This is a genomic window from Streptomyces sp. NPDC051310 (assembly GCF_044455245.1).
Classification (GTDB): Bacteria; Actinomycetota; Actinomycetes; order Streptomycetales; family Streptomycetaceae; genus Streptomyces.
The window spans coordinates 1-13991 of record NZ_JBITEO010000018.1 but is presented as its reverse complement, the minus strand read 5'-3'; the positions used below and the strand labels follow the sequence as shown (position 1 = coordinate 13991).

The window sequence follows — 13991 nt, the reverse complement described above, 5'->3', positions numbered from 1 at the left end:
GAGTAACTGTACGAGCGTTGACCGGATGTGACGGTTACGTACGATCCGTGGGACCGGGGGGACAGCGCGTTCGTGGGGAGGCGTCGTGGACGACTATGCGGGGAGGGTGCTCGCCGACCGCTACCGCCTGCCCTTGCCGCCCTCGGACGAGTACGAACTCGTCGAGACGCGCGCCTTCGACACGTACAGCGGGCAGGAGGTCCTCATCCGGCAGCTGCCGTTGCCGGAGGTCGTCGACGCCGAGGTGCTGGACGGCGACGGTTCGGCCGGTACGGCCGGTTCCTTCGGCGCGCCGGGACGTACGCCGACGGCGGCGGGGCCGCGCAGGGCGGCGGCCGGACGGACCACGCGGCGGCCCAGTGACCCGGCCGTCCGGCGGGCCGTCGAGGCCGCCCAGGCGGCCGCCCAGATCCCGGACCACCCGCGCCTGGACCAGGTCTTCGACGTGTTCGCGGAGGCCGGCTCCCTCTGGATAGTGAGCGAGTTGGTGGCGGCGCGCCCGCTGGCGGCCCTGCTCGCCGAGCGCCCGCTGAACCCCTACCGGGCCGCCGAGATCGGCTCGGACGTGCTCACCGCCCTGCGCGCCCTGCACGCCCACGGCTGGGTACACCGCAACATCACGGCGCGCACGGTGCTGGTCTGCGACGACGGGCGGGTCGTCCTGACGGGCCTCGCGGCGGGCGCGGCGGAAGAGGCGCTGTGCGGCTACGCGCCGGTGCCGCAGCTTGACGACGAAACCGAGCAGGCGGAAACCGGCCCGTACGGCTACGGCGATCCCGGCCTCGAGGGTCACCTCGATCGCGATACCGATCCCGATCCCGACGCCGACGCCTACCCCGAGGCCGACGCCTACTCCGACTCAGACACCTACCCCGATGGCGGCCGCGGCGCGGCCCCGGGGTCCGGCCTCGCGCTGCCGTACGGCACGCGCCCGTACGGAACCGACCCCTCCGGCCCGTACGGGGTGGATCGGTCCGGGTCCGACCGGTATGCACAGGATGCGGCGGACGCGTACGGCACGGACCCGGGTCAGCCCTCCGCGGTGGACGTGCGGTCGCCCCGGTCGGGTGCCATAGCCGCGTACCGTGCCGGGGTGCGTGCCGCCGCCCGCGCCGACGAAGCCGGTGCCGCCGCGGCCCTGCCGCCCGGCGGAACCCTGCCCGCCGGGTACGAGCAGGAGCCGTGGCCTCAGCCCCGGATCCAGCTCCCCGCCCAGCCCGCCTACGAGGGTGGCTACGACGACGACACCGACGACGAGGACGGCGGCCACGGCGGCGAGGCGCCGCGCGCGCTGTTGACCGGCACGTGGCACGACGGCCCGAACACCGGCCCCGTACCGGCCGGCGGCTCCCCCGGATACGGCTCCGGACCCGGCTCGCGGCACGGATCGGGGCACGGCTCCGGGATCGGTGGCGACCGGCGCCCGGTCCCCGCCTTCCCCGCCGCGATCAAGGCCGACGCCCAGCGCCACGCACGCGTGCCCGAGCAGGCGCGGGAGCCGGCGACCGGCCGCGGATCCGGTCCCGGACACGGCCCCGGATCCGGCCCCGGCAGCTGGGACGAGGTCGTCGCGGCCGGGCGGCCCGCCGCCCCGTACCGGGGTCCCGCGACACCGCTGGCGGCCGAGCGCGCCCGCCAGACGCGCATCGCCGTCGTCGGAGCCGTCACCGAGCGGTGGGCGCCCGAGCAGGCCGGTCCCGTGCACGGCACCTGGCAGCTCGCGCCGCCCATCACGCCCGCCACCGACCTGTGGGGTCTGGGCGCGCTCCTCTACCGCGCGGTGCAGGGGCACGCGCCGTACCCCGAGGAGAGCGCCGCCGAGCTGGTGCAGATGGTGTGCGCCGAGCCGCCCGCGTTCGCGGAGGAGTGCGGCCCGCTGCGCCCCGTCGTCGAGTCGCTGCTGCGCCAGGACCCCACCGAGCGCCCCGACTTCGAGGAACTGCGCGGCTGGTTGCGTTCGCTCGTCCGCTCCGCGCCGGAGCCGGACGCGGGCACCGCCGTCGTCCCGATGCCGTCCGTCGTCGACGACGCCCGGCTGCCCATCGTGCGCCGCCGCGGCGAACTGGTGCGCAGGAGGCGCGGCGGCGCCGCCGTCCAGGGGCGCCACCGCCACAAGAAGCCCAAGCCCGCCCGCGGGCCGAGAACGGCCAGGGAGCACACGGGCGTGCCCCGGGAGCACACCCGGGCGCCCGCTGCCGCCCGGGCGCCCAGGGCGCTCGGGCGTACGCTCCTGATCGTCATCCTGCTCGCGCTGGCGGCGGCCGTCGCGTACGCCGTGCTGTTCATGCCCGAGGCCGGTCCGGAGGACGGCCGGCAGAGCGGGCAGGGCGCCCCGCAGCCGCCCGCCACGGCCCCGGCGACGTCCGGGCCCGCGGCCCCGTCACGGCCCACCGCCACGGACACGGCGACCGGGCCGACCAGCCAGGCCCCCTCACCGAACGCCGACACGCCCACCGCGCCCGCCCTGGCCGCGGGTTACGTCCTGAAGGAGGACCCGGAGGGCTTCCGGATCGGTGTGGACGCGGCGTGGCGGCGCAGCCCCATCAACGACGCGGGCCAGGTCCGGTATACGGGCGGTGACTACACGCTCGTCGTCGTCCCCGGCCGTGACACCGTGCAGGCCAACGGCAGCGACCCGCTGGAGTACCAGCGGTCCAAGGAGCGCGAGCTGCAGCCGTGGCGCGACTCGTCCTGGGCGTCCGTCACCGGGATGCGCCGGGTCGACGTCGGACAGCAGGTCATGGCGGAGGGCCAGTTCACCTGGCAGGACAGCAACGGCCGTGAGGTGTACGTCCGTAACCTCGCCCTCGTCGTCGACGGCCGCTACCACGTCATCCAGGTCATCGGCCCGGACGGCCAGCGCGACAAGGTGACCGAAATCTACGAACAGGCCGTCACCGCCTACCGCGTCACCCGCTGAGTCCGCATCACGGAGAGGTCTCCGTGGCGCCCCCGAGGTTCCGCCCCGGTCACCACCCTCCGTAATCTTGGCCTCCTGAGCAACGGGCGGGGGCAAGTGGAACACTCCAAGGACACGGCTGCGGGTCAGGTACTGGCCGGACGTTACAGATTGGCCGAAAGCATCGGTCGTGGTGGCATGGGCAAGGTCTGGCGCGCCCATGACGAAGTCCTGCACAGGACCGTCGCCGTGAAGGAACTGACGGCGGGCAAGTACGTCTCCGAGGCGGACCGGATCGTCCTGCACGCCCGTACGCAGAAGGAAGCGCGCGCCGCCGCCCGTATCAGCCACCCCGGGGTGGTCACGGTCCACGACGTGCTGGACCACGACGCCCGTCCTTGGATCGTCATGCAGTACGTCGACGGCCCTTCCCTCGCCGACGCCGCCAAGGAGGCCGAAAACCGCCGTATCGACGCGCGCGAGGCGGCCCGCATCGGGCTGCACGTGCTGGGCGCGCTGCGTGCCGCGCACGCCGCCGGGGTGCTCCACCGCGACGTCAAGCCGGGCAATGTCCTGCTGGCCCGCGACGGCCGGGTGCTGCTCACCGACTTCGGGATCGCCGCCATCGAGGGCGACTCGACCATCACCCGCACCGGCGAACTCGTCGGGTCCATCGACTACCTGGCGCCCGAGCGGGTACGCGGCGGGCGCCCCGGACCCGCCTCCGACCTGTGGTCGCTGGGCGCCACGCTGTACGCGGCGGTGGAGGGCACCTCCCCCTTCCGTCGCTCGTCGCCGATCAGCACCATGCAGGCCGTGGTGACGGAGGAGCCCGAACCCGCGCGGTACGCCGGGGCGCTGGCGCCCGTCATCACCGCGCTGCTGCGCAAGGACCCGGCGGACCGCCCGGAGGCCGCGGAGGCCGAGCGCATGCTGCTGGAGGCCATGGAGGGCCGCACGCCGACCGCGGCCCAGGCGTACGTACCGACGCAGCGGGTCGACGCGGCGGACCGTACGGCGGCGACGAAGGTCCTGGAGGACACGGGCGTCCCGACGCGGCGTGACAGCGTTGCCACAGGCCGTCGCACCGGTACCGCCGAGACCGGTGCCGGTGCGCCTTCCGCTGCCGATGGCGCAGCGCACGCCGAGGCCGAAGCAGGCGGACCGGCCCGGCGGGGCAGCACGCGCGGCACCGGCAGCACGGGCAGTGAGGGCGGTACGGGCGAGGGCGCGGCGGGCGGGGCCGGGAAGGCGTCCGGCGGTGACGCGCGCGGGCCCTCCGGCTCCGGCACGGCCGCCGCCCGTGGCTCCTCCGGCGGGTTTCCCGCTCCCGGGGCCGGCCCGGACGACACTCCCGCACGCGCGGCCTCACCGGCGTCGGGCACCGTCCCCGCCGCCACCGTGGCGGGCAAGGACGCCGGGGGCGTACCGCGTTGGCGCATGGCCGCTCTCGTCGTGGCGCTCGCCGCCGTCGTCGGCAGTGCCGCGGGCTTCGTCGTGACGCTGTACGGCGGCGACGGCACCCCCGCGGGCGACCCGTCGGGCCGGACGGCGACCGGTGATCCTTCGGTGGCCACGTCCGTGCCGGACGGCTGGGAACGCGTCAAGGATCCGGAGGGTTTCAGCCTTTTCGTGCCGCGCGGGTGGAAGCGCCGTCTGGACGGCAACCAGATCGACTACACCCCCGACAACGGCCGCCACCGCATCCGGATCAGCAAGGACCCCGCACCGGACTTCGAAACCCCGTGCCTGCACATGCTCGACATCGAGAAAGGGCTCAGGAAACGGCTGCCCCAGTATGCACGGAAGCAGCTGCAAACGAACACGTTCCGTGATCAACTGGAATCCTGTCTGTGGGAGTTCACCTGGGTGGAGAAGAAGGACCATCCGGGGAAGCGGCACGCGATCGACCAGGTGTACTACACGGACGACGGAACCGAGTACGCGTTGTACATGTCGTCTCCGGCCGAGGACTGGGCGACCACTCGGAAGCAGTTCGACACCGTGCTGCGCGGCTGGCGTCCCGCCGAGGAGTGACCTCGGCGCGAGCAGAGGGGATGTGCCGTGTCCGGACTGGGACAGCAGCGGCGGATCGCCGGTCGTTACCGGCTGGAGTCCCGGCTCGGCCGCGGCGGCATGGGAACCGTCTGGCGGGCGTTCGACGAGCTGCTCGGCCGCCGCGTCGCCGTCAAGGAGATCCACGTCGACGCCGGCACCGCCGCGCACTCCTCGCTGCGTGAGGCACGCGCCGTCGCGCGCGTGCACCACCCGAACGTCATCTGCGTCCACGACGTGGTCGAGGAGGACGGCACCCCCTACATCGTGATGGAGCTGGTCGAGGGGGTCTCGCTCGCCGAACTGCTGGCGCTGCGGGGCCCGGTCGACGCGGCGGAGGCGGCGCGCATCGGACTCGCGCTGCTGGGCGCGCTGCGCGCCGCACACGCGCTCGGGGTGCTGCACCGGGACCTCAAGCCGGCCAACGTCCTGCTGGAGGACGGCACCGGGCGCGTCGTCCTCACCGACTTCGGCATCGCGCAGTTGGCAGGTGCGACGACACTCACCGAGGCGGGGATGTTCGTCGGCTCGCCCGAGTACACCGCCCCGGAGCGGATGCAGGGCGCGCAGGCGGGGCCTGAGACGGACCTGTGGTCGTTGGGCGCGCTGCTGTGCGCCGCGCTGACGGGACAGTCGCCGTTCCACCGGGACTCCCTGGGCGGGGTGCTGCACGCGGTCGTGGAGGAGGACGTCAGGACGCCGCCGGCGGCCGCACCGCTGCTCCCCGTCGTACGGGCGCTGCTGGAGCGCGACCCGGAGCGCAGGATGCGCGCGGCGGAGGCGGAACGGCTGCTGGAGGCGTACGTCGTCACGGGGACGACTCCGCTGTACCGGCCGGACCCGGGGCACCGGCCCGACCCCGACGGCCCCGACCGGCCCGGACGCCCCGGCCGTTCCGAGCGCGTCGGCCGTGCCGGTCGCGCCGGCCGCAGGGATCGCGGGGGCCAGCGGTACCGGTGGAACCGCGCGGCCAGGGCCGCCTCCGAACCGGAGGTGCCGTCACCGCGGAGCCGGCCGCAGTCCCAGGAGGCCGGCCAGGAGCACCAGCGGTCCCAGGACCATCGGTCGAACCAGGAGCAGCAGGAGCAGCAGGAGTCCCAGCACTCCCAGCCTTCGTATGAGCCCTACGAGTCGTACGAACCGTACGGGCCGTACCAGCCGTACGCGCCTGGTGAGCCGTTCGACGACCGGGACGCGGCCCCCGCTCCTGGCCCCGGCCTCGTCCCCGGCGGCCCGTACACGCCACCGGCCGCCTCCGCCCCGCCACCGTCAGCCGCCGCGGACGCCGCGGACGCCCCGCCCACCCCGTCCGCCCCGCAAGCACCAGTACCCCCGTCCGCACCCTCCGCGCCGTCCTCACCCGGCGACTCCCAGGCCCCGGCCGCCCCCACCGCTCCGGCGCCGACCGCCTCCCCTTCCGGACCGGGGGCCGCGCTCGTGGCCGACGCCGCGACGGTGGCCGCCGAACGGGCCGCCACCGCGGGAGCCACCGCGGGAATGAGCGCGGCCACGGCCGCCGTCGCCGCCACGGCCCCGACCACCCGGGTCGGTACCCGGCCGGCGCGGAGCCCGGCGCGCACCCCCGTCATCGCCGCCGTCGTGCTCGCCGCCGCCCTCGCCGGGGCCGGCGCGGCGGCCCTGCTCCTCGTGCGCGAGGACCTCGTGAACGACGGTGGCGGCCATGCCGTGCCGCCCGTCACGACGGTCACCGCCTCCCCCCAGGACAGACCCACGTCCCCGACCGCTCCCGCCCCCACCCCGTCGCCGCCCCGCGATCCCGCCCCGGCCCCCACCCGGTCCGCGCCCGTTCCCGCCGGGTACCGCGCCGTCACGGACCCGGGCGGCTTCTCGCTGATCGTCCCCGAGGGATACCTCCGCAGCACCGACGGCAAGCGCGTCTACTACATGTCGCCCGACCGGGCGGTCCGCATCGGTGTCCGCGTCCGGCAGCCCGTCACGGGCGGCCCGCTCGCGGCCATGCGCCGCGCCCATGCCCGAGGCCCGGTCGACAACCCCGGCTACCGCGCGGCGAAGGTCACCCCCACCACGTACAACGGTCTGCCCGCCGCGCTGCGCGAGTTCACCTGGGACGGGTTCGCCGGTGCCGCGGGAGCGCCCGGAGGCCCCCGGCGCACGTACGACATCTGCTGGGACGAGGGCGGCCGGACGTACAGCGTGTGGGTCTCGGCGCCGCTGGCGCGCCTCGATGAGCTCAAGCGCCATTTCGACACCGTGCTGGACTCGTTCCGCGTACGGCAGCCCTGATCAGGGCTTATTTGCCAGCGATCACTGGCGTGGTGTGAGTGGTCGGTGAAAACCTGTTACCGGCGGGTACCGCACGGGTGCCATTCCGCATACCCTCGCCCCCATGACGGACACCACGGACTCCACGCCGGACTCCACGCCGGACGCGCACACCGCCCCCGCTGCCCGCGCAGGTACGCAGGCGACCGGTACCCAGCCGATCGGCACGAACCCGGTGGCGCCCGCCCCGGCGGGTGCGCGCACCGCCGCCGACGTGGTCACGCCCGAGGTGGTCGCCCAGCTCACCCGAGGGGTCGTCGGCTCCGGCCGGACCGCGAACCACTCGCCGTTCACCGGGAAGCAGCTGGCGGAGCTGCCGGAGTCCACGCCCGAGGACGTCGCCGAGGCGTTCGCACGGGCCCGTGCCGCCCAGCCGGTCTGGGCCGCGACGCCGGTGCGCGCCCGCGCCGCCGTCCTGCTGCGCTTCCACGACCTGGTGCTGGAGCGGCAGGCCGAGGTGCTCGACCTGATCCAGCTGGAGACGGGCAAGGCGAGGCTGCACGCCCACGAGGAGGTCCAGGCCGTCGCCGTCGCCGCCCGCCACTACGGCCGCCGCGCCGCCGCGTACCTGAAGCCGAAGCGCCACACCGGCGTCGTACCGACGCTCACCAAGGTGACCGAGCTTCGGCAGCCGCGCGGGGTCGTCGGGCAGATCGCGCCCTGGAACTACCCGCTGGAGCTGTCCGTCGGCGACGCGCTGCCCGCCTTCGTCTCCGGCAACGCGGTCGTCATGAAGCCCGACACCGAGACCGCGCTCACGGCTCTGTGGGCCCGCGACCTCCTCGTGGAGGCCGGACTGCCGGCGGAGGTCTTCCAGGTCGTCCTCGGTGAGGGCCCGGTCGTCGGCCCCGAGGTCGTCAAGCACGCCGACTACGTCTCCTTCACCGGCTCCACCCGCACCGGCCGCGAGGTCGCCCAGGCCGCCGCCGCCCGGCTGGTCGGCGTCTCCCTCGAACTGGGCGGCAAGAACGCCATGCTGGTTTTCCACGACGCGGACGTGGAGAAGGCCGCCGCGGGCGCGGTCCGCGCCTGCTTCTCCTCCGCGGGGCAGCTCTGCATCTCCATCGAGCGGCTGTACGTCCACGAGTCGATCGCGGACGACTTCGTGGAGCGTTTCGCCGCCCGTACGAAGGCGATGCGGCTCGGTAGCTCCCTCGCGTACGGCGCCGACATGGGCTCCCTGGTCGGCGAGCGGCAGCTGGAGACCGTCACCCGGCACGTCGAGGAGGCCGTCGCCAAGGGCGCCACGGTCGTCGCGGGCGGTGTCGCCCGTCCCGACATCGGCCCGCTGTTCTACGAGCCGACCATCCTGGAGGGCGTCCAGGAGCCGATGGCGGTGTGTGCCGAGGAGACCTTCGGCCCGGTCGTCTCCCTCTACCGCTTCACGGACGAGGACGAGGTCGTGGAGCGCGCCAACGCCACCGCGTACGGCCTCAACGCCAGCGTCTGGACGAAGGACGGCCGCCGCGGCCACGAGATCGCCGCCAGGCTGCGCACCGGCACGGTCAACATCAACGAGGGGTACGCCCCGGCGTACGGCAGCGTCCAGTCGCCCATGGGCGGCATGAAGGACTCGGGCCTCGGCCGCCGGCACGGCTCCGAGGGCATCCTCAAGTACACCGAGGCCCAGACGGTGGCGCAGCAGCGGCTGATGCCGCTGGCGCCCTCCTTCGGCATGGACGACGAGAAGTACGCGGAGTTCATGAGCCGCAGCCTCCGGCTGATGAAGGCGCTCCGCTTCCGCTAGGGGGTGTCTCGTTCGGACCCTGCCGGGCTCCCGCCCGATCCGAACGAAAGACCTTGGGAGCGCCCCGCCGCCCGCCGCCCGTTTCAGCACCTTTTGGTACGAGGAGAGTCCATGTCCCAGGTCCCCCCTGCCCAAAAACCGACCGACACCGACGACGCCACGCACGTCGCCGGCCACGTCCCCGGTGACGACGACCACGAGTACGACTACGACGTCATCGTCATCGGCTCCGGCTTCGGCGGCTCCGTCTCGGCCCTGCGCCTGACCGAGAAGGGCTACCGCGTCGGCGTCCTCGAAGCCGGCCGCCGCTTCACCCCCCGGACCCTCCCCAAGACCTCCTGGGACCTGCGCAACTACCTGTGGGCCCCGGCCCTCGGCCTGTACGGGCTCCAGCGCGTGCACCTGCTCGGCAACGTGATGGTGCTGGCGGGCGCCGGCGTCGGGGGCGGCTCCCTCAACTACGCCAACACCCTGTACGTACCGCCCGCGCCGTTCTTCCAGGACAAGCAGTGGGCGTCCATCACCGACTGGCAGGCGGAGCTGGCCCCGTACTACGACCAGGCCAAGCGCATGCTGGGCGTACGGCTCAACCCGACCATGACCCCCTCCGACGTGCACCTGAAGGCCACCGCCGAGGCGATGGGCGTCGGCGACACCTTCCACCTGGCGCCCGTCGGGGTCTTCTTCGGCGACGGCAAGGACGCCGACGGCACGGCGAAGGCCAGGCCGGGTCAGCAGGTCGAGGACCCCTACTTCGGCGGCGCGGGCCCGTCCCGCCGCGCCTGCACCGAGTGCGGCGAGTGCATGACGGGCTGCCGGCACGGCGCGAAGAACAACCTCACGGAGAACTACCTCTACCTCGCCGAGAAGGCCGGGGCCGTCATCCACCCCATGACCACGGTCACCGCCCTCACGGAAGCCCCGTCCGGCCGGGGCTACGCCGTCTCGACCGTCCCCACGCACCGCCGCCGCAAGGCCGCGCCGCGGACGCTGCGGGCCCGGTACGTGGTCGTCGCGGCGGGCACGTACGGAACGCAGACGCTGCTGCACCGGATGAAGGACGAGGGGAAGCTGCCGCGGGTCTCCTCCCGGCTCGGCGAGCTGACCCGTACCAACTCCGAGGCGCTGGTCGGCTCGCAGACCACCGACCGCCGCTACCGCAAGCGCCATGGCCACCGCCGGGTGGACTTCACCCAGGGCGTGGCGATCACCTCGTCCATCCACCCGGACGCCGACACCCACATCGAGCCGGTCCGCTACGGCAAGGGCTCCAACGCGATGGGCTCGCTGTCCATCCTCCAGGTGCCCTACGCGGAGCGGCGGGTGCGGGCCTGGCTCGGGAACGTGGCCCGCCACCCGGTGCTGACCATGCGCTCGCTGTCGAACCGCCGCTGGTCGGAACGGACCATCATCGGGCTGGTCATGCAGTCGCTGGACAACTCACTGACCACGTACCGCAAGCGGGAGGGCGTGGGGAAGGGCCTGCTCACCGCCCGCCAGGGCCACGGTTCCCCCAACCCCAAGCAGATCCCCGCGGGCACGCGTGCGGCGTCGCTGCTGGCCGAGGAGATCAACGGCTTCGCCGGCTCGAACGTCGGCGAACTCATGGGCACCCCGCTCACCGCGCACTTCCTGGGCGGCTGCGTGATCGGCGCGTCCGCGGAGGAGGGCGTCATAGACCCGTACCACCGCCTCTACGGCCACCCGGGGATATCGGTCGTCGACGGCGCGGCCGTCTCCGCGAACCTCGGGGTGAACCCGTCCCTCACCATCACGGCGCAGGCGGAGCGGGCCATGTCGTTCTGGCCCAACAAGGGCGAGGAGGACCCCCGTCCGGCGCAGGGCGTCGCGTACGAACGCCTGGCCCCGGTCGAGCCGAAGTCCCCGGCGGTCCCGGCGGAAGCCTTCGGCGCGCTGAAGCTGCCGTTCCTCGGCATCCCGGCGGTCCCGCCCAAGCCGTGACCGCACATGCGAGAGGCGCTGCACCCCCCTCCGAGCGCAGCGCCTCCCGTGTCCGTGGTGCCACTCAGGCGGCGGAACCGCCGCTGCGGCGCTTCAGCGCGAAGACGACACCGGCACCGGCGACGATGGCGATGCCACCGGCGAGCCCGATGGTCGGCAGCATCGACGACGACCCGGTCTCGGCGAGGTTGCCGGTGACGGGGATCTCCTTGGCCTCGCCCTGCGGCTTGATGTCCGCGGCAGGCTTCTCGCCGGACGGCTTCGAGTCCTCGACGTCACCCGGGTTCTTGCCGGCCGCGACGATCTGGAACGGGTACATCTCGGCGTTCTCGAAGCACTTGAACGACTCGTCGTCGCGGCCGTTGTCGTAGTAGCCGGCGGCGATCGCCAGGCTCTCACCCGCGGGCGCAGCCTTGTCGATCTTCACGCGGAGGTCGATGGTGACCTCCATGCCGGCGTCCAGGTCGAACTGGCCGTAGAAGATGCCGTTGTTGATGCCGGAGCCCTCGAAGTCGTTGACCCATTCGCCGGACTCGGGGTCCTTGTACTCGAAGTGGGCGTACTTCTCGGCCAGCCGGTCGGCGTCGTCATCCTCCATGTCCGCCGTGTAGGTGGCGGCGGTGAAGACGTTCAGGTCGCGGATGTTCTTCTCGCTGGTGTTCTCCACGTGGAACGTGAAGCTCTTCCAGCCACTACCCGCGGTGATCTTGTTCGGGAAGCCGCCGAGGGAAACCTTGACCGAGCCCTCCTCGCAGTCGAACAGCGAGTCGTCCTCGGCCGGCTCCTCGTCCTCCGCGGGCTTCTCGTCCTCGGCGGGCTTCTCGTCGGCCGGCTTGTCACCCTCGGCCGGCTTGGTGTCGGCCGCGGGCTTTTCGTCGGCCGCGGGCTTGTCGTCCGTGGCCGGCTTCTCGTCCTCGGCCGCCGGCTCGGTGCCCTCGGCGGGCTTCGTGTCGTCCGAGGTCTCCGGCGTGTCCGGAGTCGTCGTGTCGGGCGTCGTCGTGTCCGGCGCCGTGGACCCCTGGCCCTCGGTGGTGCCGGAGGAGGTCGTGCTGGTGGTGCCATCCGTCGCGTACGCGGCCGGAGCCGCAAGGAAGGCGGCAGGGGCGATGACGGCGGTCGCGGCGGCGACCGCCATGGCGCGGCGAAGCTTCATTCAAGACCTCATGGTCTGGCGTGCCGCACGCGGCGGCACGGAGCGTGGGGGGCCGTCTCCCGTGGTGGGGTCACAGGCGGGGCCGTTGGTTCCGCATGCATGACCTGTGCCTGGCGGGAACGGTTGTACGGGAACTGACAGAATCCTTATGTGGTCTGCGTCACGCCGGTCGCGGCGCGTCGTCGGGGTGGACTGCACGCGCGATACGGACTCGCTCCGCGCACCGGCCTCCGCAAGGGCTGGCTCCTCGGCCTCCGCCAGGAAGGCATCGCCCTCACCGCTGGAACGGCAAACATGTGGCGCTCCCTCCAGCGCGCCCGCGCAGGTGGCCTCACTTGCCGCCTACCAAGCCTGCGCACTCGAACGCCGCCTTGCTGTCACCACCAAATGCCTCGACAGGAGAAGGAGCGTGAGACCGCAGGGCCGGACTGGAGAGACAACAGCCTCGTCTTCGCCACGCTTACAGGACGGCTCTCAACCCGCCTCCGCCGCATCCGCTTCCACGACCCTCGGGCAGTCGACCACCACCCTCCTCCTGGAACAGGGTGTCCAACTCGTCGTGATCAAGAAACCGTCAGGCCACGCCCGCATTGGACGTCGTTTCACTTGGTGAGTCGGCGGTAGCTGATGAGCCGGACCAGCGGGATCGTCCCGTCCGCGGCCGGGTTCGGGCGGCGGCCGGCCAGGCGGACCCGCAGGAGCACAAAGTGCGAGGTCATCGCCGCCTTCGAGCCCTTGCGCCAGGTCACGGTCCGGCCCTGGTGGCGGCCCGCGGCCAGTACGTGCTCACGTAAGGACAGCGGCCGGGCACGGTAGCGGGGCAGAGGCTCCGGCCCGAGCCCGCCGTAGTCGGGCCGATGCGGCACGGCCTCCTCGCCATGGGCGGTCATCTCGCCCGTAGGAGTTGATCCTCCGGCGGCAGCGGGGCAGCAGTTCGATGTACTCCTCCGCGCTGAGCGCGACCGGGACGTGGCCCGCCGCGGCGACCAGGGACCTGCTGGCGCCGCCTGGCCGAGTGGACCGAAGCCGGTGTGTGACCTCGGCTGCACGAGTTCCTCCTCGTTGAGCTTCGCAGCGCGAACGCCCTGGACTTCTCCCGGGCGGCGGTCGACGGCTCCCGCATCCGGGCGTTGGAAGGGGGAGCCAAGACCAGACGAAGCCCCGTCGACCGGGGCAGGACGGGCAGCAAACATCACCTGATCACCGACGCCACCGGCATCCCGCTCGCCGCCACCTTGACCGGTGGCAACCGCAACGACGTAACCCAGCTGATCCCACTGCTCCAAGCCGTGCCGCCGGTGCGGGGCAAGCAAGACCGACCCCGGCGCCGGCCGGACGTAGTGCTGGGTGACCTCGGCTACGACCACGACAAGTACCGCCGCCTTGGTCTGGAACCTCAGAGTGAAGCCACTGATCGCCCGTCGCGGCACCGAGCACGGCTCCGGACTCGGCACTCAACGTTGGGTCGTGGAGCGAGCATTCGCCCTGGGACGCGACCAAGTCGCGCATGGTACCGGGTGATTTCGATGCAGACGGCCGTCACGAGCTGAGCGTGATCGACGTGCAAGGGCCCCGCGGTAGTCCCGTACCGCGGGGCCCTTGGTCGTCGGCAGCGGCGTCAGGGCAGCGCCGGTGCCGGGTTGGGCGGCGCGGAGGGGGAGGAGGGGGCGCGCCGCTCGGTGAGCTGGTGTGGGGGAGGGGGTGTGGGGTGTGCGGGACGGGGGACCGGTCCGGCCGGATGCGGTGGGGGGGGGGGGGGGCCCCCCCCCCCCCCCCGGGGGGGGGGGGGGGGGGCGGGCGCCCGCCCCCCCCGCCCCCCCCCAGGCACTGGGGGGCCCCCAAACACCCCCGGGGGGGGCCCCCACACACCC

At 73.4% G+C, this 13991-nt stretch carries 7 protein-coding genes and 1 pseudogene; 6 read left to right on the top strand and 2 right to left on the bottom strand.

The window, feature by feature from the left end; all coding sequences use genetic code 11:
- The first annotated feature begins 85 nt into the window (after window positions 1–85).
- The 5 genes from ACIA79_RS23960 (at window position 86) to ACIA79_RS23940 (ending at window position 10967) form a co-directional block, all read left to right on the top strand.
- Window positions 86–2920 (top strand): protein kinase, encoded by a 2835-nt coding sequence (locus tag ACIA79_RS23960; protein ID WP_399430396.1) that lies wholly within the window; start codon window positions 86–88, stop codon window positions 2918–2920.
- Window positions 2921–3016: 96 nt separating this feature from the next.
- Window positions 3017–4936 carry a serine/threonine-protein kinase gene (locus ACIA79_RS23955; RefSeq protein WP_399430395.1) on the top strand — a complete coding sequence of 640 codons (1920 nt, stop codon included), beginning with the start codon at window positions 3017–3019 and terminating at the stop codon, window positions 4934–4936.
- Window positions 4937–4963: 27 nt separating this feature from the next.
- Entirely contained in the window at window positions 4964–7219 is a 2256-nt protein-coding gene (locus tag ACIA79_RS23950) for a serine/threonine-protein kinase (protein WP_399430394.1), read from the top strand.
- A 103-nt stretch (window positions 7220–7322) separates the two neighbouring features.
- Window positions 7323–9005, top strand: a complete 1683-nt coding sequence (locus ACIA79_RS23945) for a succinic semialdehyde dehydrogenase (RefSeq protein ID WP_399430393.1) — start codon at window positions 7323–7325, stop codon at window positions 9003–9005.
- A gap of 111 nt (window positions 9006–9116) precedes the next feature.
- Entirely contained in the window at window positions 9117–10967 is a 1851-nt protein-coding gene (locus tag ACIA79_RS23940) for a GMC family oxidoreductase N-terminal domain-containing protein (protein ID WP_399430392.1), read from the top strand.
- 64 nt (window positions 10968–11031) lie between these two features.
- Here the strand turns inward: ACIA79_RS23940 and ACIA79_RS23935 are convergent, their stop codons facing one another.
- Together ACIA79_RS23935 and ACIA79_RS23930 are read right to left on the bottom strand one after the other, a co-directional pair.
- Complete coding sequence (locus ACIA79_RS23935; RefSeq protein ID WP_399430391.1) at window positions 11032–12120, bottom strand: hypothetical protein; 1089 nt, start codon at window positions 12118–12120, stop codon at window positions 11032–11034.
- A 602-nt stretch (window positions 12121–12722) separates the two neighbouring features.
- Window positions 12723–12986, bottom strand: coding sequence for a hypothetical protein (locus ACIA79_RS23930; protein WP_399430390.1), 264 nt, complete (start codon window positions 12984–12986; stop codon window positions 12723–12725).
- Window positions 12987–13112: 126 nt separating this feature from the next.
- Between ACIA79_RS23930 and ACIA79_RS23925 the strand changes: the two are divergent.
- A pseudogene (locus ACIA79_RS23925) lies at window positions 13113–13605 on the top strand (IS5 family transposase); the annotation flags it as partial.
- Window positions 13606–13991: the final 386 nt, after the last annotated feature.

What these genes read in the sequence shown, in the direction of transcription:
- ACIA79_RS23940 (WP_399430392.1), top strand. Translation starts at nt 9,117, where the DNA reads ATGTCCCAGGTCCCCCCTGCCCAAAAACCGACCGACACCGACGACGCC.
- ACIA79_RS23945 (WP_399430393.1), top strand. Translation starts at nt 7,323, where the DNA reads ATGACGGACACCACGGACTCCACGCCGGACTCCACGCCGGACGCGCAC.
- ACIA79_RS23935 (WP_399430391.1), bottom strand. Translation starts at nt 12,120, where the DNA reads ATGAAGCTTCGCCGCGCCATGGCGGTCGCCGCCGCGACCGCCGTCATC.